Origin of the sequence: Micromonospora psammae (genome assembly GCF_036902725.1) — a bacterium.
Classification (GTDB): Bacteria; Actinomycetota; Actinomycetes; order Mycobacteriales; family Micromonosporaceae; genus Micromonospora.
The window spans coordinates 132,887-153,554 of the sequence record NZ_JBAKHM010000004.1; the positions used below are offsets into that span (position 1 = coordinate 132,887).

15 protein-coding genes are annotated in these 20,668 nt (G+C 70.8%); 10 read left to right on the forward strand and 5 right to left on the reverse strand.

The genetic code is table 11. From position 1 onward, the window contains the following. Positions 1-24: 24 nt before the first annotated feature. Positions 25-987: an AraC family transcriptional regulator gene (locus V6U79_RS09150; protein ID WP_334614228.1), complete on the reverse strand. Its 963-nt coding sequence runs from the start codon at positions 985-987 to the stop codon at positions 25-27. A gap of 329 nt (positions 988-1,316) precedes the next feature. Here V6U79_RS09150 and V6U79_RS09155 point away from each other — a divergent pair, with 329 nt between their 5' ends. Further along, complete coding sequence (locus V6U79_RS09155) at positions 1,317-2,840, forward strand: flavin-containing monooxygenase (RefSeq protein WP_334614230.1); 1,524 nt, start codon at positions 1,317-1,319, stop codon at positions 2,838-2,840. 338 nt (positions 2,841-3,178) lie between these two features. On the opposite strand, the gene V6U79_RS09160 is transcribed toward V6U79_RS09155, so the two are convergent. Next, positions 3,179-4,018, reverse strand: a complete 840-nt coding sequence (locus V6U79_RS09160; protein WP_334614231.1) for an endonuclease/exonuclease/phosphatase family protein — start codon at positions 4,016-4,018, stop codon at positions 3,179-3,181. 178 nt (positions 4,019-4,196) lie between these two features. On the opposite strand from V6U79_RS09160, the gene V6U79_RS09165 reads away from it, so the two are divergent. Continuing rightward, entirely contained in the window at positions 4,197-4,814 is a 618-nt protein-coding gene (locus V6U79_RS09165; protein WP_334614232.1) for a hypothetical protein, read from the forward strand. Positions 4,815-4,838: 24 nt separating this feature from the next. On the opposite strand, the gene V6U79_RS09170 is transcribed toward V6U79_RS09165, so the two are convergent. Beyond that, positions 4,839-5,663, reverse strand: coding sequence for a helix-turn-helix domain-containing protein (locus V6U79_RS09170; protein ID WP_334614233.1), 825 nt, complete (start codon positions 5,661-5,663; stop codon positions 4,839-4,841). A gap of 527 nt (positions 5,664-6,190) precedes the next feature. On the opposite strand from V6U79_RS09170, the gene V6U79_RS09175 reads away from it, so the two are divergent. From V6U79_RS09175 to V6U79_RS09200, 6 genes are all read left to right on the forward strand, one after another. Then, the gene (locus tag V6U79_RS09175) at positions 6,191-7,525 is read left to right on the forward strand and encodes a right-handed parallel beta-helix repeat-containing protein (RefSeq protein WP_334614234.1); all 1,335 of its coding nucleotides are present in this window, start codon (positions 6,191-6,193) and stop codon (positions 7,523-7,525) included. A 161-nt stretch (positions 7,526-7,686) separates the two neighbouring features. After that, positions 7,687-8,964, forward strand: a complete 1,278-nt coding sequence (locus V6U79_RS09180; RefSeq protein ID WP_334614235.1) for an ABC transporter substrate-binding protein — start codon at positions 7,687-7,689, stop codon at positions 8,962-8,964. Positions 8,965-9,009: 45 nt separating this feature from the next. Beyond that, positions 9,010-10,005 carry a carbohydrate ABC transporter permease gene (locus V6U79_RS09185; RefSeq protein ID WP_334614237.1) on the forward strand — a complete coding sequence of 332 codons (996 nt, stop codon included), beginning with the start codon at positions 9,010-9,012 and terminating at the stop codon, positions 10,003-10,005. Next, positions 10,002-10,880 (forward strand): carbohydrate ABC transporter permease, encoded by an 879-nt coding sequence (locus V6U79_RS09190; protein WP_334522054.1) that lies wholly within the window; start codon positions 10,002-10,004, stop codon positions 10,878-10,880. The genes V6U79_RS09185 and V6U79_RS09190 overlap by 4 nt, the downstream gene beginning before the upstream one ends. A 32-nt stretch (positions 10,881-10,912) precedes the next feature. Beyond that, positions 10,913-13,045, forward strand: coding sequence for an alpha-galactosidase (locus tag V6U79_RS09195; protein WP_334614239.1), 2,133 nt, complete (start codon positions 10,913-10,915; stop codon positions 13,043-13,045). Between the two features lie 391 nt (positions 13,046-13,436). Continuing rightward, the gene (locus V6U79_RS09200; RefSeq protein WP_334522060.1) at positions 13,437-14,102 is read left to right on the forward strand and encodes a Type 1 glutamine amidotransferase-like domain-containing protein; all 666 of its coding nucleotides are present in this window, start codon (positions 13,437-13,439) and stop codon (positions 14,100-14,102) included. Positions 14,103-14,144: 42 nt separating this feature from the next. Here V6U79_RS09200 and V6U79_RS09205 read toward each other — a convergent pair whose 3' ends face one another. Together V6U79_RS09205 and V6U79_RS09210 are read right to left on the reverse strand one after the other, a co-directional pair. After that, positions 14,145-15,137: a DUF1152 domain-containing protein gene (locus tag V6U79_RS09205; protein ID WP_334614390.1), complete on the reverse strand. Its 993-nt coding sequence runs from the start codon at positions 15,135-15,137 to the stop codon at positions 14,145-14,147. A 34-nt stretch (positions 15,138-15,171) separates the two neighbouring features. Continuing rightward, positions 15,172-15,903: a DinB family protein gene (locus V6U79_RS09210; RefSeq protein ID WP_334614240.1), complete on the reverse strand. Its 732-nt coding sequence runs from the start codon at positions 15,901-15,903 to the stop codon at positions 15,172-15,174. 502 nt (positions 15,904-16,405) lie between these two features. Here V6U79_RS09210 and V6U79_RS09215 point away from each other — a divergent pair. Continuing rightward, complete coding sequence (locus V6U79_RS09215; protein ID WP_334614241.1) at positions 16,406-17,692, forward strand: ROK family transcriptional regulator; 1,287 nt, start codon at positions 16,406-16,408, stop codon at positions 17,690-17,692. Positions 17,693-17,829: 137 nt separating this feature from the next. After that, positions 17,830-20,634 (forward strand): carbohydrate-binding protein, encoded by a 2,805-nt coding sequence (locus V6U79_RS09220; RefSeq protein ID WP_334614242.1) that lies wholly within the window; start codon positions 17,830-17,832, stop codon positions 20,632-20,634. The last annotated feature ends 34 nt before the right edge of the window (positions 20,635-20,668 follow it).

Sequence of the window (20,668 nt, forward strand, 5' to 3'; positions counted from 1 at the left end):
ACCGCGGCCGAGGCCCGACGGTCGTCAGCGACGCAGGGTCGCCGACGGCGATTCGCCGAAGCGGGCCCGGTACTCGCCGGCGAAGCGGCCGAGGTGGGCGAAGCCGTGCCGCAGGGCGACGGCCGTCACCGACGCCCCCGGACCTGCGGCGCGCAGCGCCTGGTGGACCGCGTCGAGCCGGCACGCCCGCAGGTACGCCGTCGGCGTGGTCCGCAGTTCGCGGCGGAAGCACTCCTGCAGCGTCCGTACGCTCACCCCGAGCGCCTCCGCGACGTCGCCGACGGTCAGCGCCTCGCCGTGGTGGTCCCTGATCAGCGCGCAGGCCCGCCGGACCACGCGCCCCGGACTCGGGTGGGGCGCCGGATCGGCGAGCAGCTCGGTGTGGGTGTGGCGGTGGGCCAGCAGCAGCTTGCCGATGAGCGCCTGCTCGAAGCGGCCGGCGACCTGTGCGTGGTCGAGCAGGGACGCGCTCGTCGGCTGAGCCAGCTCGTCGGCGAGGAAGTGCAGCCCGCGCAGCCACGCACGCGCCGCCGGGGTGCCCATGGCCATGCCGACGTCGAAGCGGACCGGGCCGTCCACCGGGCGACCCAGCAGACGGGTGAGTTCCCGGTGGACGGCGCGCCGGTCGGCGTAGAAGATCCGGTGTGGCGACCCCTCGGACCACTGCATGTCCGAGACGTCGTAGGGCGACAGGACCGAGGCGACGCCGGGCGTCGAGGTCACGGTGTGGCCGGCGTGCCGGACCACCGTGCCGCCGCCGAGGGGAATCTGCACCAGGTAGAAGTCCTCCAGTGCGGCGGGTTGGATCCGCACCGCCCGCCCGTAGTCGAGGTCGATGACGCCCACGCCGCCGACCCGGCGGGCCTCCATCCGCAGTCGGACGTCGCGGACGCCGGACTGGGGAGTGAGCCGGTGTGGACAGAAGACCCGGCCCACCTCCGCGCGAGCGTGCTCGACGTCGTCGGTCCTGACCGTCGCGGCGTCCATCCGGCACCTCCGAGCGGGCTGAGGTGGCTGCGCACCAGCGGGGACGTTCGTCGGACGACCGTCTGCCCCGGGAAGGCCCGGCGGCCGGGCGCCCTGACGCGCCAACCCTAGGCCGTGGCCGGGGTCGACAGGGTGGCAGAGCCGCAGACCCGACAGGAAGCGGATGCGGTGGTCGGGCACCGGACCACCGGCGCCGACCGGTCGCGCGCAGCGGACACCGCCCGCATACGACGGATAGCGACCTCCGCGGGCTGCTGGTTAGCGTGCGAACGCCGCCGGCATTCCCCGCCGCGGCCCCGTCAGCGGGTCACACTCCCTGGGAGGCTGCCATGAGGATCGCCATCGTCGGTGCCGGATTCGCCGGACTGAGCGCCGCCAAGGTGCTGCGGCAGAGTGGTTTCGACGTCACCGTGTTCGACAAGACGCCCGACGTCGGCGGGGTGTGGAGCCGTACCCGGCGTTACCCCGGCCTGCGCACCCAGAACAACAAGGGCACCTACCACCTCTCCGACCTGCCCATGCCGGCGCACTACCCGGAGTGGCCGACCGGTGAGCAGGTCCAGCGTTACCTTGAGAGCTACGTGGACACGTTCGGGCTCGACGCCGTCCTGCGCCTGTCCACCGAGGTGCTGTCCGCGGAGCTCGTGGACGGCGAGACCGAGTGGCTGATCGCGTCGCGGCCGACGGGCAGCCAGGACCCGCCGACCTGGGAGCGGTACGACCACCTCGTCGTCGCCAACGGCATCTTCAGCGATCCCGTCGTCCCGCCCTTCCCCGGCCGCGCCGAATTCACCGCCGCCGGGGGGCGCGTCCTGGCCTCCGGGGAGTTCCACGACCTCGAGACGGCCCGGGGCAGGAACGTCGTCGTCGTCGGCTACGGCAAGTCGTCCTGTGACGTGGCGATCCCGCTGAGCGACGTCGCCGCCCAGACCCACCTCGTGGCGCGGGAGCTGCTCTGGAAGATGCCCAAGAAGCTCGCCGGTGCCGTCAACTACAAGTACCTGCTGCTCACCCGGATGGGCGAGGCGCTGTTCCGGTACCTCAGCCCGAAGGGCTTCGAGCGGTTCCTGCACGGTCCCGGGAACGGTCTGCGTCGCCGCATGCTCGACAGCGTCGGGTCGGTCGCGACCCGGCAGTTGAAGCTGCGCGAGCTGGGCCTCGTGCCGAACGGGACCTTCGAGGACATCGCCCGGAGCACCGTCAGCCTCGCGACGGACGGATTCTTCGAGCGGGTCGCTGAGGGCCGGATCGTCGTCCACCGCGACCGGGTGATCAGCGAACTCCTGGTCGACGACGGAGGCACGGCCGCCCGCCTCGCCGACGGCACGGTGCTCCCCGCGGACCTGGTGATCTGTGGCACCGGTTTCCGGCAGCACGTGCCGTTCTTCGACGCGGCGCTGCACGCCCGTCTGGAGGACGGCTCGGGCAACTTCATGCTCTACCGCCAGATCCTGCCGATCGACGTCCCGCACCTCACCTTCGCCGGCTACAACTCCTCGTTCTTCAGCCCGCTCGGCGCGGAGATGGCCGCGGTCTGGACGGCCGCCCACCTGCGGGGAGGGATCACGCTGCCGTCCCGGGAGCGGATGCGGGAGGAGGTGCGCACGCGCCTGGAGTGGATGACGGCGCGGACCAAGGGACACCACGCCCGGGGCACGAACATCATCCCCTTCTCGATGCACAACATCGACGAGGTGCTCGACGAGCTCGGGCTCAACCTCGGCCGCCTGGCCCGGGCCCGACAGTGGCTGGCGCCGGTCGACCCGCGCTCCTACCGGAGGGTGACCCCCCGCATGATCCAGCGCACGGCAGCGGCGACCGGGGACCGGTCGTCCGTGCGGGAAGCCGTCTGAGCTCCTGGCCGCCCGGTCGCCAGGCCGGGGTGGTGCCCCTAGCGCCGGGCGCTCCCGCTGAACGTCGACTCACCGGCCCGGCTCCGGGTGCTCCGGAGCCGGACCGGACCCGGCGCGGTGGCTGTGCCGACGGACCCGTTGGGCGGACCGTGACGGTGTGCCGTGAACCTCCACGCCGCCGGGCGCGACTGCCATGGTGTGGCAGACCGGCGGACGGGAGACGGTGTGGAGCGGACCAGGCGCGACGCCCTGCTGGTCGTACGCGCGTAACTCGGTGACCGACGGTCGTTGGCCGAGTTGGTCGGGCGCTGAGCCGGACCGTCCGCGGCTCGAAGGTGTCAGGCGGTCGGCGGATGGGCGATCGTGAGGGTGACCAGGAAGCTGGGGTGGTCCGTCGTCCCGCCCATGCCGATCGACCGGCGGGACCGGACCACGACGTCGGCCGTCGCCACGACCTGCTGCACGGCGCCGTCGTCGACCCGCAGAAAGCCCGACGGTACGCAGGACCGCACGTCGGGTGAGCCGCCGTGTCGCAGGTTGAGGTCGCCGCCCAGCACGGTGGGCTGCCGGGGGGCGTTCAGCCGCAGGGCCGGGACGACCGTACCGAGCAGGTGGACGCACTGGGCGAGCGCGACGGCCGGGCTGGTGTTCGCCAGGTGCGTGGTGCAGGCGCGGACGACGGTGGCGTCGACGCAGAGCCAGGCCCGCTCCTCGGGGTCGGCGAGGTCCTGCGTGGGGTGGAGGCCGCCGTGCACCGCGTGCCCACGGTAGGGCGCCGGGATGTGCACCACCAGCCCGACACCGAACGGCTGGCCGTTGCGGCACCGGAGGGCGCGGCCGGTGCGGCGGTCGCCGACAGCCTCGAAGGCTCCCACGACCGTCCCGTCACGGTGGACGTCCGCCATCGTCCGCTCCAGCGTGGACACGTCGTCCCGGCAGACCTCGTTGAGGGTGACCAGGTCCGGCGCCTCGGCCCGGATCACGCGGGCCGCCTCGGGCACCGAGCGGCCCGTGTAGCAGCCGGCCAGGCCGCTGTTGCACAGGTTCATCTGGAGCACCCGCAACGGCGTGGACCCGGTCGTCCCCGCGACCGAGGAACCGGCCGGCACCGCCGCGACGCAGACCAGGCAGAGCACGGCGACCAGGCGTCGGAGATCGCGGTACCAAGGACCAGCCATGCACCCGCCCGGAGATCGGCTGGTGAAAAGTGTAGGCGGAGACCGACGGGAATGTCACGTCGCGGCGCGGCGGTGCCTCGTAGTCCCGATAGGCCTTTCCATTCATGTCGAAAAGAACATGGCAAAACCCGATGCGGCATTATTGACGCCCCGCTGAGTGGCGACAGTTAATGGGTTCATGTTGAGTAGACGCGCCTTTCTGGAGGCGGCAACGGCGACCGGACTCGTGACGCACCTGGGCTCGGGTACGGCCGGCGGCGACGGCGCCACCTCCGCCGGGCCGGCCGGGGCCGGGGATCGGGGGCCGCGCATCCTGCTCCGGTCCTCCTGGCAGACGGTCAACATCGGCGACGTGGCGCACACCCCGGGCGTCCCGGCCCTGATCGAGAAGCACATCCCCGACGCCGAGGTGCAGCTGTGGCCCAGCAGCCTCGGCGACGGAGTGGCGGCGATGCTGCGCCGACGGTTCCCGAAGGTCACGGTGATCGACCGGACCGCCGCCGGGCTCGAGGCGGCGTTCGCCCACAACGACTTCCTCCCGCACGGATCCGGGCCCTACCTGGTGGCGGCCGACGACGTGGCGAGGTGGCGCGCGCGGACGGGGAAGCCCTACGGCGCCTACGGGATCACGCTCAGCGATCCGGACCAGAAGACCCTGGATCTCCTCAACGGTGCGAAGTTCGTCCCCGGCGCCGCGAGGGCGAAGACCGCCGCCGCCCTCGACCGGGTGCGGCAGCGGCAGCGCGCCACGATGGCGAAGGTGGCCAAGGAAGCCCGGCGCGGGGTGGGTACCTGACCACGCGGCGGGGGATCGGCCCGGTCAGCCGGGCGGGAGGCGGTAGGTGCGACGGTAGGCCGCCGGCGACTGGCCGCAGGCGGCGGTGAAGCTGGCGTAGAGGCGGCTGACCGAGCCGAAGCCCGCCGCGTGGGCGACCTCCGTGACGGTCGCGTCGGTGGTGAGCAGCAACCGCTCGGCCTCGGCCACCCGACACTGCTCCAGGTAGCGGCCGATGGTCAGGCCGGTCACCCGGCGGAAGATGGTCATCGCGTAGCGCGGGTGGAGATGGACCGTGTCGGCGACGTCGGCCACGCTGATCCGCTCGGCGAAGTGCCGGGCGGCGTAGCGGGCCATCGTGGTGACCTGGCCGACCGCGCCGTCCTCCTGCCGCTGGGTGACCGGGGGCGGACCGGTCTCCCGGGCGTACAGGAGCCGGCGGACGTACGCCTGGGTCTCCAGCAGGGCGATGGCACGCAGCTCGGCGTCCCCGCCGGCCAGCTCGGTCGACCACTGTCGGAACCGCCCGGTCGAGGAATCCTGCGGCACCACCACCGGCCAGCCGCGGAGCGAGCGGTCGAGCCCCGCCCGGTCCAGGCCCCAGGACAGCACGGTGTCCAGCGGCAGGTTGAGCCACCAGACGTGCGCATCGGGTGTCGCGGAGAGGACCTGGTGCGGGATGGCCGCCCAGAACAGCGCCGTCGTACCCGCCCCCAGTTCGACGTAGCGCCCGCCGAACAGGTACGCCAGGCCGCCCTCCTCGACGATGTTGATCTCAATGTCCTGGTGCCGGTGGGCCCGGCTCATGACCCCCGGCGTGCCCTCCCAGCAGGAGAGGCCGAGGTCGTGCTCCAACAGCGAACTGGTCATCTGAGCATCCGGGAAAGAGTGATGATCTGCGGCGAAGGTTTACCTGCCGTCTCAGCATACGCTCCCGATACGAAACAAGATTGAGTCATGGACGGTGGAGGGGCGATGTCACGAACTTCGACCGACGGCGATGTCCGACGCCTCGACGAAACGGGCCTCAGGGCTCGGTGCGACCGAATTTCCGCTCGGCCTGCGCCGGCCGGGGAGGTCGGCGTGTACTGGTCCGGATAGCGGAATACGCATCCCGAAGATGGTGACGCCGGCATCGCTGCGACGATTCTTCACAACGGTCGCCGGGCGATGTGTTGCGCCATTCGGGTGGCACCCGGGTCAGTTGTTCGACGCAATCTCAACAGATATATAGACGTTAATATGTGGTAACGTCCTCGAAACATGTTGCGGAGCACTTGATGAGCACCCGGACGACACTCGATCGCGGTTTCCGAATCAGGCAGCTCCGTGGCGACGCACCGATCGCGCTCCATTTCGACGATGTCCCGGGCGCGGTCCGTCTCGAGGAGGAAGCCATGCGACGAACCCAGGTGTACGGCACCGCGTCAGTGCTGGCGGTGCTGATCACCCTGCCGGGCGGCGCGGCCCACGCCGTCGGCCCCCGGCAGGCGACGACGTTCTACGTGAGCGCGTACGGCTCGGACAGCAACAGCGGGCGTTCCGTCACGTCGCCGTTCCGGACCATCCAGCGCGCGGCCAACCTGACCAACCCCGGCGACACGGTGAACATCATGAACGGCACCTACGGCGACACATCGACCGAAGGCGTCGTCCAGATCACCCGTTCCGGCGCGCCGGGAAGGAGCATCACATACCAGGCGCTGCCCGGGCACCGCCCGGTGCTCAAGCCGGTGACGGGATGGAACGGAATCGTGCTCATCGGGGCGTCCCACATCACCATTCAAGGCCTGGAAATCAAGGGTGACAGCGACAGCATCACCTTGGCGGAGGCCAAGAAGGGTGCCAGCGCCGAGCGGCCGAGATTCAACACCAACTGCATCAACACCCGCGAGGACCGGGTCACCGGAGCGCTCTCGCACCACCTGGTCATCCGCAACAACTATCTGCACAAATGCCCGGGCGCCGGCATCGGCGTCCTCTACGCCGACCATGTTCTGATCGAGTACAACCGGGTCCACTCCACCTCGTGGTACACCGTGTTCGCCACCAGTGGCATCTCGGTCTACGAGCCGGTCGACGTCGCTCCGCCCGCGCCGGGGCAGGAATACAAGGTGGTCATCAGGAACAACATCTCCTACGACAATGAGAACAAGGTCGAGTGGATCGCCTGCGGCTGCATTTCCGACGGCAACGGCATCATCGTCGACGACACCAAACACGAGCAGAGCGACAAACGGCCGTACGAGGGGCGGATCCTGGTCGCCAACAACATCGTCTTCGACAACGGTGGGTCCGGAATCCACTCCTATCTCAGCAGGGACGTCGACATCGTCCACAACACCGCCTACCTCAACTCCCGGAGCCCGGCACTGAGCAACCCGAACATCGGCGCCTGGGACAGCACCAACGTGAACATCCTCAACAACATCTCCTACGCCCGGCCGGGCAAGGCCACCAATTTCACCTACCGGAACGTCAACGTCCGGCACGACTACAACATCTACTACGGCGGGCTGCCGCCGCAGGTCCGGGGGCCCCGGGACCTGATCGTCGATCCGCAGTTCGTCAGCCCGAGCACCGAGCCGGCGAGCGCCAACTTCTGGCTCCGGCCGACGTCACCGGCGATCGACAGCGGCGTCACCTTCCGGGCCGTGCAGCGCGACTACTTCGGCACCCGGCGGCCGTACGGGGCCGCGCACGACCGGGGCGCCCTCGAACACGTCAGGTGACCGAGGCCGCCCGGCACCGGTCGATGGTGTCCGCGGTCGGCCGCGGACACCATCGACAGCCGGTTCCGAACCACAGCGAGACATCGATGTCCACGGTCCGTTCGTGCTCCGCCACCCTCGGCGGGCGCAGCCACGAACGGTCACCATCTGGAGGCGAGAAGATGTTCACACTCCGATCCCGATCCGTTCGCGCGCTGGCCGCCGGTGTGGCGGCGGCCCTGGTGCTGACCGCGTGCGCTGGCACCCACGACGGTGACGGCGGTTCACCGGAGGGCACCGTGACGCTGCGGGTGAACTACTGGGGCGACTTCGGCCTCGACGAGTTGGTCCCGCGATACACCGCGGCCCATCCGCACATCAGGATCCAGCTCAACGCCGGTGACTACAGCCAGCAGCACGAGGACCTGCAGAAGTTCCTGGTCGCCGGCTCGGGCGCTCCCGACATCGCCGCCATCGACGAGAGTCAGGCCGTGCAGTTCCGCAACCAGGCGTCGAAGTTCGTCAACCTCCTCGACAAGGGCGCCGGCGCGTACGAGGACGACTACCTGCCGTGGAACTGGCAGCTGCTCCGCTCGCCCGAGGGACGGCAGGTCGGCCTCGGCACCGACGTCGGCGGACAGGCCATCTGCTACCGCACGGACCTGTTCGAGGCGGCCGGGCTGCCGACCGACCGGGAGAAGGTCTCCGCGCTCTGGCCGACCTGGGAGGCGTTCCTCGCTGCCGGCAAGCGGTACGAGCAGGGCTCGGGCGGCAAGAAGTTCGTCGACGGCGCCGGCCTCTTCCTGGAGATGGTCATCCGGCAGCAGCCGGTCGGCTACTTCGGCCCGGACGAGAAGCTGGCCATGGACGGCGGTCCCCGCGTCGGTTGGGAGCTCGCCACCGCCCTGGTCGCCGAAGGGCTGTCGGCCAACCTGCAACCCTTCACCCCGGAATGGAACGCCGCGATGAAGAACGGCGGATTCGCCGCCCTGACCTGCCCGGCCTGGATGCAGGGCTACATCCAGGGCCAGGCGCCGAACACCAAGGGCAGGTGGGACATCGCCTATCCGCCGGGGGGCGGGGGAAATCTGGGCGGCTCGTTCTGGAGCATCCCCGCCCAGGGCCGGCACACCGACGAGGCGTACAGGTTCGTCGAGTGGCTGATCCAACCGGAACAGCAGATCGCCATCTTCAAGAAGGTGGGCAACCTGCCGTCCCAGCCGGCGCTCTACGACGACCCGGCCATCCGCGACTTCCGGAACCCCTTCTTTAACGACGCGCCGGTGGGCAGGATCTTCCCGGACACCGCCCGGAAGGTGACCCCGCAGTACCAGGGGCGACTCACCGACCAGGTCCGCACCGCGGTGTCGAACGTGCTGGACCAGGTCCAGCAGGGCAAGATCAGCGGTCCCGCGGCCTGGGAGAAGGCCAGGTCCGAAGCGGAACGGGCCGCCCGCTGAGGCACGGTCGTCGCCCGCCACGTCCATTCCGTTCGAGGAGTCCGCATGCCCGCCACCCCCATGACGGCAGTCCGACGGTCCGCGTCGCACCGCGCTCCACCGCCGGCGTCCCCCGGTCGGCCCGGGTGGCGGATACGGCTCAGCCGATGGGACATCAACTACACCCCGTACCTGCTCATCGCGCCGTTCTTCGTACTCTTCGGAGTCTTCGGGCTCTTCCCGCTGCTCTACAACGCGGTGGTCTCGCTGCGGACCTGGCGCCTCGACGACCCCACCCGCGACGGTTGGACCGGCCTGGACAACTACCGGGCGGTCCTGGCCGACGACCGGCTCTGGAACGCGATGGGCAACACCATCGGGATCTTCGTGCTCTCGTCCGGGCCGCAACTGGTTCTGGCCCTGCTGCTGGCGGCGCTGCTCAACCGCCGGCTGCGGATGCGTACCGGACTGCGCATGGGGGTGCTGCTGCCGTACGTCACCCCCATCACCGCCTCGACCGTGGTCTTCGGGGCGTTGTTCGCCCAGCAGTTCGGCCTGGTCAACAACGGGCTCGCCAGCGTCGGGTTGGCGCAGGTCGACTTCCGGGCCGAGAAGTGGTCCTCCTGGCTGGCGGTCGCCACCATGGTCAACTGGCGGTACATCGGCTACAACGCGCTGATCTACCTGGCGGCGATGCAGGCCGTGCCGAAGAGCCTCTACGAAGCGGCCGCGCTCGACGGCGCGAGCCAGTGGCAGCAGCTGTGGCGGATCACGGTGCCGATGATCCGGCCCGCCGTTCTCTTCACCATCATCCTGTCCACCATCGGCGGCATGCAGTTGTTCACCGAACCGCTGCTGTTCGACACCAAGCCCCGGGAGGCCACCGGCGGCTCGGACGGCCAGTTCCAGACCATCGCGATGCTCATCTACCGCACCGGGTGGAAGGAGCTCGACCTGGGTCGCGCCGCCGCGATGTCGTGGGTCCTCTTCCTCGTCATCGTCGGCCTGGCCGTCGTCAACACCGTACTGACCAACCGTCTCAGCGGAGGAGGACGCCGATGAGTTCGACCCGATCCGCCACCCGGCGCCGGTCGCCCGGCCTCGCCTCGTCGGACAACCCGGCGGGACCCCTCACCTACACCCTGCTCGTCCTCTCGCTGCTGCTGTCCGCCTTCCCGCTCTACTGGATGTTCGTGGTCGGGTCGAGCAGTGAGGAGCAGGTCTTCCAGATCCCACCGTCGGTGGTGCCGCGGGACAACCTCGCCGACAACGCCCGCGCGGTCTTCGCCGCCGACAACGTCTTCTTCATCGCGGCGCTGCTCAACAGCCTGATCGTGGCGCTCGTCGTCACCGCCTCCGTGCTGTTCTTCTGTTCCCTGGCCGGGTTCGCCTTCGCCAAGCTCCGCTTCCGGGGACGCAACATCCTCATGCTGTTCCTCGTCCTGACGATGACCGTCCCCAACCAGCTCGGCGTCGTGGCCCTGTACATCCTGATGGGCAAGCTCGGCCTCAACGGCACCCTGCCCGCCGTCATCATCCCCGGGCTGGTGACCGCGTTCGGCGTCTTCTACATGCGTCAGTTCATCCTCGGCGCGGTGCCGGACGAGCTGATCGAGTGCGCCCGGATCGACGGCGCGTCCACCCTGCGCATCTTCGCCGGCGTGGTGGTCCCCGCGCTGCGGCCCGCGCTCGGCGTGCTCGGCCTGTTCACCTTCACCGCCACCTGGAACGACTTCCAGTGGCCGCTGATCACGCTGAGCGGCTCCGCGTACCCGACCGTGCAGGTGGCCCTCTCCAACCTCGCCTCGGGCCAGTTCATCGTCTACTCCCGCCTGCTCGCCGGCGCGCTGCTGGCGACCCTTCCGCTGATCATCGTCTTCGTCGTCGCCGGCAAGCAGATCGTCGCCGGCATCATGGAAGGAGCGGTCAAGTCGTGACCCGGGATCCCCGACGTGGCGAGGAGCGCGGTGTGACGCGGCAGTGGCGGCTCCAGACCGCCCACACCACCTACGCCGTCAGCCTCGCCCTCGACGACAGCGTGCTGGTCTCCGACTACTGGGGACCCAGCGCGGACGGACCGGTCGGCCCGTGGCGCCCGGCGGTGCTGCCCCCCTTCGAGACGGTGGCCGACGTCGCGCCGGTCGAGTACGCCACCGACGGCACCCGGCACGTCCACCAGTGCGAGATGCACCTCGTCCGGGGCGACGGCTGGTTCGGTGCCGGATGGGCGCACGTCGCCGACGAACTGCGTCGCGAGGGCGACCGGGTCGAACTGGTGGTCACCTTCGACGACCACGCCGGAGCCCTGCGGCTGGTCCAGCACATCCGTGCCTGCGCCGACCACGACGTGGTGGAACGCTGGATCGAGATCACCAATCGCGGCACCACCACCGTCCACCTGGACCGGGTGTTCAGCGGCGGCTGGACGGTGCCGGGCCGCGGCGGCGTCCGGGTGCGCTACCTCGCCGGGGCGTGGGGACAGGAGTTCCGCGAGCACCAGCTGGACCTGACGCTGGGCAGCTTCGCCATCGGCAGCAGACAAGGCGTCACCGGTCACCTGTTCGCCCCGGCGGTGACCGTCACGCCGATCGCGGCCGACGCCCCCGGCGCCTGGGGGGTGCAGCTCGCCTGGACCGGATCCTGGCGGGCCCTCGTCGAGGCGGTCCCGCACGGCGACCGGGCGAGGATATCCATGGGCGTGGACGACGACACCGTCACCGTGGTCCTCGACCCCGGCCGGACCTTCGTCACCCCCGCCACCCTCGGCGTGTACAGCGCCGACGGCGTCGACGGGGTCGCTCGGGCCTGGCACCGCTACCAGCGCCACACGCTCGCCCGGTCCACCGACCCGTACCACCATCCGGTGGTCTACAACTCGTGGTTCGCGACCGAGTTCGACGTCGACGTCACCCAGCAGCTGGCCCTGGCCGACATCGCCGCCGGGGTCGGCGCCGAGGTGTTCGTGCTCGACGACGGCTGGTTCGCCGGGCGCAAGGACGACACCGGTGGGCTCGGCGACTGGCGGGTCGACGACGAGAAGTTCCCCCACGGCCTGGAGGAGCTCGCGGCCGGCGTGATCGCCCGTGGCATGCGCTTCGGGTTGTGGATCGAGCCGGAGATGGTCAACCCGGACAGCGACCTCTTCCGCCGGCACCCCGACTGGATCTACCGCGCCCCCGATCGCCGACCGGTCCTCTCCCGCCACCAGTTCGTGCTCGACCTCGGGCGACCCGAGGTACGCCACTGGCTGGCGGGCATGCTGCGGGACCTGCTGTCGCGCTACCCGATCACCTACCTGAAGTGGGACATGAACCGGCCGATCACCGACGGGGGACGGCCGGGGGACCCGCGCGGCGGTGAGTGGCCGCTACAGCACGCGGCCGGCTTCCACCAGCTGCTGCGCCTGCTCCGCGAGGAGTTCCCCCAGGTCACCGTCGAGGTGTGCGCGGGTGGGGGCGGTCGCGTCGACGCGGCGGTGCTCGGCCTGTCGGACCTGGTCTGGCCCACCGACGAGGTGGGCGCGCGCGACCTGCTGGAGATCCAGCACGGCTTCCTGCGGGCGTTCCCGCCGCACATCATGAACTCGCTGGTCACCGGTCTGCCCGGGATGCGCCATCCGGCGCCGGTGTCGTTCGGCTACGGGTTCGTGGTGGGGATGTCCGGCGTGCTCGGTGTCGGTGCCGACCTGCTGTCCTGGGACGCCGAGCAGCGCCGGCAGGCCGCCGCCTTCGTCGCCCTGTACCGGGAACTGCGCCCGCTGCTCCAATTCGGCGAGCTGACCGTGCACGGAACCCCGGCGGACCACCCGTACGCCCGGGAGTACTCCGACGGTCCGGACGCCGACGGCCGGGTCTGCCTGCTGGTGTGGGACACGGCGGGCCGACGTCCCGCCGATCCGGGTCAGGTGGGCGGCAACCAAATTCACCAGAGGTGGCGGGTCTATCCGAAGCGGCTCGATCCGGGCCGTAGCTACGTGGTGCGCGGCACCGGGCTGACGGCGCCGGGGGCGGTGCTGGCCGCCCGAGGAGTCGAGATCGGCTGGTCGCACGCGCCCGACGCCGACGTGCTCGTCTTCGATCCGGTGCCGGGCGGGGCCGGCTGACCGCCGGCGGGCCGTCGCGGGGCGGCTCGCGGATTCCGCGCCGGGTCCGGCACGGTGGTGACCGGCTCGCGCCTCACGGCCGTGGCCGCCGAACTCAACAACCGACCACGCAAGGTTCTCGGCTGGGACACCCCGTGCCCAGCGCTTCACCGAACTTCTCGTTCCAACCGAATGATCAGAAATGCACTCATGCCGATGTGCGGTCGCCGTGACATGCGCGTCCCGCGCGCCTCGGTCGGGTGCACGTGTTGGGCGAGGTAGGACCGGGTGGAGGGTAGTCGCCCCGCCAACTGAGGGACCTCCGAAAGTGAACGCCCGAAACTACAATGAGTGCCGGCGCGGCCCTTGGTCATCAGGCACATTCTCCTTCGCGCGTGAATTCGGAGGCATCGTGAAGCTCTTGCTTACCTCCGGCGGCGTCACGAACCCGAGCATCCACTCGGTGCTCGTGCAGCTGCTCGGCAAGCCGATCGATGAGTGCCACGCCCTCTGCGTCCCGACAGCACAGTGGGGTCACCCGATGTGCGGCCCGACATCGGTACGGGACTTCGTCGTCGCCGAGCCCAAGCCTGACTGGCAGTACATGTCCGGCCTGGGCTGGGCGTCGCTCGGTGTCCTCGAGCTCACCGCACTGCCCACCATCGGCGCGGAGCGATGGGTCCCCTGGGTCCGGAAGGCCGACGTGCTCCTGGTCGACGGAGGCGACGCGACATACCTGTGCCACTGGATGCGCGAGTCCGGGCTAGCCGATCTGCTGCCTTCGCTGCCCGACAAGGTCTGGGTGGGAGTAAGCGCCGGAAGCATGGTGATGACGCCCCGGATCGGGGACTACTTCGTCGAGTGGCCGTCCGCACCAGACGACCGCACCCTGGGAGTCGTCGACTTCTCGATCTTCCCGCACCTGAACCTCTTCCCGACAAACACCATGGCTGACGCGGAGCGATGGGCCGCCGACATCGGCGTCCCGGCCTACGCCATCGACGAACAGACGGCCATCAAGGTCGTCGACGGCTCAGTCGAGGTGGTCTCCGAAGGGCAATGGACGAAGTTCGGGTGATTGTCGCCGGGCGACTATCCGGATCTGCCGCCGTCCGGGCGTTCAGTGGGGGAACGCGCGGGGGATGCGTGCGCTGAGGAGTTCGTCGCGGAACGCTTGGATGCGCGTGATGACCTGTCGCCTGCCGATGGTGTTCTCGATGCGGTCGAGGTACAGGCATCGGGCGGCGAGTTTGTCGAGGTCGACGGTGAAGTAGATGGCCATCAGCGGGTTGACGAAAAGGTCGCCGTCGCCGGTGCGCCGGGTGAACCGGACGTCTCCGAACGCGCCGCGGGTGGCGGCGGCGATCTGTCCCTGGACGATGCTCGGCCGGTCCGGGGTGGCGGCCTGGGCGTCGGCGACAGCGTCGCGGTACAGCGCCGCCTCCGGGCTGGAACCGGGGATGGACAGGGCGCCGAGGTAGCCGCCGTCGCGGTCGAGTGCGGCGAGGTTCTCCAGCACCTGGACGTGGTTGACGCCGTCGTAGGCGTCGATGCCGAAGCCGAGGCTGGTCACGAGCTTGACCGGCACGTCCAGCGCGGTCACGGCGGCCAGGCTGGTGATGTCCTCCACCGGGGTGCCGAGATCGGTTTCGTCGCCGCGCAGCAGGACGTCGGTGCCGCCGTCGACCAGCACCACCGCATCGATGTCGAGCTGTTCGACCAGGTGCCGGTAGGCCGCCCGTAACGGCTGGACACCGAGCGGCGGAAAGGCGTACACGGTCGACGGCAGGTCCTGAGCTGCCAGCCACCGGGCCAGCGTCCGCTCGGGGAAGTACCAGTCCGGGCTGGTGGTCTGCGGCTGCACCGCCGCGACGTGCTCCGCCACCCACGCGTCCCGGTCGATCAGTTCGAGTTGGGAGAAGGACAGGCTGGCCAGGTGCACCTGTGCGCCGCCGCGCCACAGGGCGAACGCCAAGGGCAGGCCGGCGTACACGTCGAACCCACCGCCCGCTCCGGCGATGAGGATGCTCCGCGCCGGAGCCAGCGCGGCGAACAGCGGCGGAACGGCCAACGAGAACGCACCGGGGTCGGCCGGCAGCACGGCAGGGTTCATCACCGCTCAATGATCAGCCGAGGTCTGTCCACGGTTACGCCGGGCCTTGTTCCTGCGCCTCGAGGTCGCGTAGTGCGAAGCGGAGGTGTTCCCACTCCTCGTCGAAGATCACGTGGAGGCAGTGCAGGACCGGCTCCTCGTGTTCGGGTGACCACGCGGTCGGTCGAGGCTCGGCGAGCAGCTCCGGCGTGACGCTCGCGAGGAAATCCCGCACCATGGCCTGCCGCCCGGCCCGCAGATCGAGCACCTCTGCGAGACTCGGCTGCCCCGTGGCGAAGACCGACATGTCAAATCCATCCGTCTCGTCCTCGGCGTGCGGCTGCCCGAGCGGATGGAAGGGCCGCGGCAGGCGCAGGATCGCCTTGCCGAGCCATGCGTCGGTGGCGAACGCGAGGTGGCGCAGGGACTGCGCGAACGACCACTCGCCATCGATCGAGACGTCGGCGGCGCCCTCGGGCATGGACTCGACCCGCTCGACCGCGCCCGCCCAGGCGCGTTCGAGCGCCGCCCACGCCGTGCGCAGGCCATCGGGATCCTCGGCATGCTTCAGCTCGCGCCCGGGAAACCGCCGGTTGAGTTCGACCTCGACGAGCGGCACGACGTCGACACCGTTGACCAGCAGTGCGCCGTCCGCCAGCCACGGCGAATCGACATCGAGCCCGCGCACATCGACGCCGCGCATCACCGCACCGGCCAACGTCGACCTGGTGAACCGCGCGCCCCGCAGGTCCCTGTCGACGAACGTGGTGACGTTGCCCTGGGCCACGACACCCTCCCTCCCGTGGACGGTCGCGGCGATGCTAGCGGGCGGGTCCGACAACGCATGCCAGAAGCGGCCAGCCCTGAGTCAACGGGCGTGGGCGGTGTTCCAGTGCCTGGCCCGCCCGTCCCGCTGGGCTCGCCGGTTTTGATCCGACCGCCTTCAGCAATCCGTTGACCAGGCGTGTTGCGCGACCCGGTGCGGCTCGTCGAGCACCAGCGCGATACGCCGCCGGACCAGTCGAGCCAGCAGTGCCACCAGTTCCCACTCGGCACGTAGTTGACGCCGAAGCGCGGTCCGCCGGCCGGTCGATCGGTCACGTGACTACCCCCTCGCGGGCGCGGGTCAGCTCCGCGACGCCTACCGACCCGATGTTCCACGATCGACGCGAAGAAATCGACGCCCGTGGAGGCAGAGGCGCCCGCACCGCCCACTGCGCAGGACGCCTGTTGCCATCGATGCATCGCCATGCTTGATTAGTCTGGCCACCAGACGAAATGGGGCGGAGATGACGGGCCGGGAGCGCACCGCGGTGCCACCGGTCACCACAACGCCCACCGACCAGCTGTCGTTGCGCCGGGCAAACCTCAGCCGCGTCCTGGTCCACCTGCGCGAACACGGCCCCCGGTCGCGGGCGACCATCGCCACCGGCACGGGCCTGCACAAGGCCACCGTGTCCAGCCTCGTCGACGAGCTGCTGACCCGCCGGCTGGTACGGGAGGTCGGCCTGCAACGCTCGGGCGCCGCCGGGCGGCCGGGGCGGGTCCTCGCCCTCGACGGCGCCACGGTGGGCGCGCTCGGCGTGGAAATCAACGTCGACTACCTGGGCGTGCACGGCATCGACCTGGCCGGCCGGCCGGTCATCGAGCGGCGGACGGCCATCGACGCCGCCGGCAGCGGCCCCGACGGGGCGGTGGACCAGCTCGTCGAGGTGATCCGCGACGCGCTGCGCGACCTGCGGCGGCGGGACGCGCCGGCGGCCGGCGTGGTCGTCGCGGTGCCCGGCCTGATCGACGTCGAACGCGGCCTGGTCGTCCTCGCCCCGAACCTGGGCTGGCGGCAGCTGCCGCTGGCCGAACGGCTCCGCGCCGCGCTGCCGCCGGATCTCCCGGTGGGGGTCGACAACGACGCCAACCTCGCCGCGCTCGCCGAGTACACCTACGGCGTCGCGGCCGGCACCGACGACCTCGTCTACCTCACCGGCGAGGTGGGCGTCGGCGGCGGCATGATCGTCGGGGGACGGCTGCTGCGCGGCGCCGAGGGCTTCTCCGGCGAGGTGGGCCACCTCCCGGTCGACCCGGCCGGACGCCGGTGCGGCTGCGGCCGGACCGGATGCTGGGAGACCAAGGTCGGGCTGGCCGAACTGGTCCGCCTGATCACCCCCGACCACCCGCACGCCGACCGGGTCCGCGACCCGGAGGAACGGCTGCGCGAGATCGGGCGGTGGCTGTCGGCCGGCGAGCCGGCCGCCGAGGCCGCCGTCGCGCAGGTGGGGCGCTGGCTCGGCCTGGGCGGGGCGATCCTGGTCAACCTGGTGAACCCGCGGGTGATCGTGCTCGGCGGCTACTTCGCCACCCTCGCGGACCGGCTGGTCCCCACCGCGCAGCGGGAACTGGACCGCCTCGCCGTCGCCGGGCCCGCCGCCCGGTGCCGTTTCGTCGCCTCGAACCTCGGCTTCACGGCCGCCGCGCGTGGCGCGGCGGGCGTGGTCGTCGACCGGGTACTCGCCGACCCGACCACCGTCGGCACGTCACCGTCGGCCGCCCCGCGCGGCCCGTCGGCGCGTACCGGATAGCCCCCGCCCGCCCGCTGGCGGCCTCGGCACCCGCCAGCCCGACACCGCCCCACCACCACCGCCAACCACCACCGGCATCCAGCGCGGCGGCGCGCGCTCTGCCTGGCTGACCCCCAGCTCAGGAGAGGAAGACGCCCATGTCCCCGTCCCCACGGAGGCGCTGGTCGCGGCTGCTGCACGCCGCCCTGCTCAGCGTCACCGGCAGTGTGGTCGCCGTCACCGGCGCCACCACCCCCGCCACCGCCCACACCACCATCGACCCGGCCGACTACCAGCAGGTCACCCTGGCGATCGGCTCGGCCGAGCTGGGCCAGGCGATGTCGTTGGCCGTGCTGCCCAACCGGTCGGTGCTGCACACCGCCCGCGACGGCACGGTGCGGCTGACCGACGCCGCCGGCAACACCAGCGTCGCCGGCAAGTTGACCGTCTACACCCACGACGAGGAGGGCCTGCAGGGCGTGGCGGTCGACCCCAACTTCGCCAGCAACCGCCACGTCTACCTCTACTACTCGCCGAAGCTGAGCACCCCGGCGGGAGACGCCCCGAAGACCGGCACCGCCACCGACTGGACCGCCTGGAAGGGCGAGCTGTGGCTGTCCCGCTTCGTGCTCACCACCGCCGGCACGCTGGACCTCGCCTCAGAGAAGGTGGTGCTGAAGGTGCCGTCCGACCGGGGCCTCTGCTGCCACGTCGGCGGGGACATCGACTTCGACGCCGCCGGCAACCTCTACCTGACCACCGGCGACGACACCAACCCCTTCGAGTCCGCCGGCTCCTCACCGATAGACGAGCGGACCGAGCGCAACCCGCAGTTCGACGCCCAGCGCACCTCGGCCAACACCAACGACCTGCGGGGCAAGCTGCTGCGGATCAAGGTGAACGCGGACGGCTCGTACTCCATCCCGTCGGGAAACCTCTTCCCCGTCGGCACCGCGAAGACCCGGCCGGAGATCTACGCGATGGGCTTCCGCAACCCCTTCCGGATGAGCGTGGACCGGGCCACCGGCGTGGTCTACCTCGGTGACTACGGGCCGGACGGCGGCGCGATCACCGGCCGGGGCCCGGCCGGGCAGGTGGAGTTCGACCGCATCCCCGGGCCCGGCAACTACGGCTGGCCGTACTGCACCGGCACCAACACCCCCGAGGAGACCTACCACGAGTGGGACTTCGCCACCGGCACCGGTGGGGCGAAGTACGCCTGCGCGACCGGCCCGACCAACAACTCGTTCCGCAACACCGGCCTCACCACGCTGCCGCCGGCCAAGGCGTCCTGGATCCGGTACGGCGGCTCGGCCGGCTCACCCCCGGAGTTCGGCAGCGGCTCCGAGTCCCCGATGGGTGGACCGGTCTACCGCTACAACGCGGCCCTGAACTCGTCGGTCAAGTTCCCGGCCGACCTCGACGGCCACTACTTCGCCGGCGAGTACGGCCGCAAGTGGATCAAGGCGATCGACGTCAACGCCGACGGGTCGCCGGGCTCCATCGCCTCCTTCCCGTGGCAGGGCACCCAGGTGATGGACATGGCGTTCGGGCCGGACGGGGCGCTGTACGTGCTCGACTACGGCACCTCCTCGACCAACGTCGCGCTCTACCGCGTCGAGTACAAGCCCGGCCCGAAGGCGCCCGTGGCCAAGGCCTCGGCGAACCGGACCTCCGGGGCGGCGCCCCTGACCGTGACGTTCTCCTCCGCCGGCAGCTCCGACCCCGAGGGCGGCACGCTCAGCCACCGGTGGACCTTCGGCGACGGCGGCACCTCCACCGCGGCGAACCCTTCGCACACCTACACCACCAACGGCCAGTACACCGCCACCCTGACCGTGACGGACCCGACCGGGCTCACCGCCACCGCCAGCGTGCCGATCACCGTCGGCAACACCGCGCCCGTGGTGACCCTCGTCAGCCCGGCCGCCGGCCAACTCTTCGCCTTCGGCGACACGGTGCCGTTCACCGTCACCGTGACCGACGCCGAGGACGGCACGGTTGACTGCGCCAAGGTCACCGTCACCTACCTGATCGGCCACGACAGCCACGACCACGCGCTCACCTCGAAGACCGGCTGCACCGGGTCGATCACCGTTCCGGTCGACGGCGAGCACGACGCCTCGGCCAACCTCTACGGCGTCTTCGACGCCGAGTACACCGACGCCGGGGGGCTGACCACCCACGCGCGGGCGGTGCTGCAACCGCGGCACCGGCAGGCCGAGCACCACTTCGGGCAGGTCGGCATCCAGGTCGTCGACCACGTCAACGCCGAGGGCGGCAAGACCGTCGGGTTCGTCAACAACGGTGACTGGATCTCCTTCCAGCCGTACCGGCTCAGCGGTGCCGCCACCTTCACCGCGCGGGTCTCCTCCGCCGGGGCCGGCGGCGCCATCCAGGTGCGCGCCGGCTCGTCCACCGGCACCCTGCTCGGGTCGGTCACCGTGCCGGTGACCGGAAGCTGGGAGAGCTTCACCACCGTGAGTACGGCGCTGGCCGCGGCTCCCAGCGGCTCCGGCCCGCTCTTCCTCGTCTTCACCGGTGGCAGCGGCAACCTCTTCGACCTCGACGCGTTCACCTTCACCCCGCCCGTCGAGGCCGAGTCGTACAGCTCCCAGTCCGGCGTGCAGGTGGCCAGCCATCCCCACGCCAACGGCGGCCGGACCGTCGGCTACGTCAACAACGGCGACTGGACCGGATACGCCACGGTCCCCACCGCCGGCAGGACCAAGTTCGCCGCGCGGATCTCCTCCGGCGCGGCGGGCGGCACGATCCAGGTGCGCGCCGGCTCGTCGACCGGCACCCTGCTCGGGTCGGTCACCGTGCCGTCCACCGGCGGATGGGACACCTTCCAGACCGTCTCCACCACCCTCACGGCCGCCGGCTCCGGTCCGTTGTTCCTGGTCTACACCGGCGCCGGCACCGGGTTCCTGTTCGACGTCGACTCGTTCACCCTGTCCTGAAGGGACCGTCATGATCTTCTCCAGAGCAGGCCGC

Coding starts and splice junctions, on each gene's coding strand:
- V6U79_RS09185 (WP_334614237.1), top strand. CDS start 9,010: ATGCCCGCCACCCCCATGACGGCAGTCCGACGGTCCGCGTCGCACCGC.
- V6U79_RS09155 (WP_334614230.1), top strand. CDS start 1,317: ATGAGGATCGCCATCGTCGGTGCCGGATTCGCCGGACTGAGCGCCGCC.
- V6U79_RS09220 (WP_334614242.1), top strand. CDS start 17,830: ATGTCCCCGTCCCCACGGAGGCGCTGGTCGCGGCTGCTGCACGCCGCC.
- V6U79_RS09190 (WP_334522054.1), top strand. CDS start 10,002: ATGAGTTCGACCCGATCCGCCACCCGGCGCCGGTCGCCCGGCCTCGCC.
- V6U79_RS09175 (WP_334614234.1), top strand. CDS start 6,191: ATGCGACGAACCCAGGTGTACGGCACCGCGTCAGTGCTGGCGGTGCTG.
- V6U79_RS09180 (WP_334614235.1), top strand. CDS start 7,687: ATGTTCACACTCCGATCCCGATCCGTTCGCGCGCTGGCCGCCGGTGTG.
- V6U79_RS09215 (WP_334614241.1), top strand. CDS start 16,406: ATGACGGGCCGGGAGCGCACCGCGGTGCCACCGGTCACCACAACGCCC.
- V6U79_RS09170 (WP_334614233.1), bottom strand. CDS start 5,663: ATGACCAGTTCGCTGTTGGAGCACGACCTCGGCCTCTCCTGCTGGGAG.
- V6U79_RS09160 (WP_334614231.1), bottom strand. CDS start 4,018: ATGGCTGGTCCTTGGTACCGCGATCTCCGACGCCTGGTCGCCGTGCTC.
- V6U79_RS09150 (WP_334614228.1), bottom strand. CDS start 987: ATGGACGCCGCGACGGTCAGGACCGACGACGTCGAGCACGCTCGCGCG.
- V6U79_RS09205 (WP_334614390.1), bottom strand. CDS start 15,137: ATGAACCCTGCCGTGCTGCCGGCCGACCCCGGTGCGTTCTCGTTGGCC.
- V6U79_RS09165 (WP_334614232.1), top strand. CDS start 4,197: ATGTTGAGTAGACGCGCCTTTCTGGAGGCGGCAACGGCGACCGGACTC.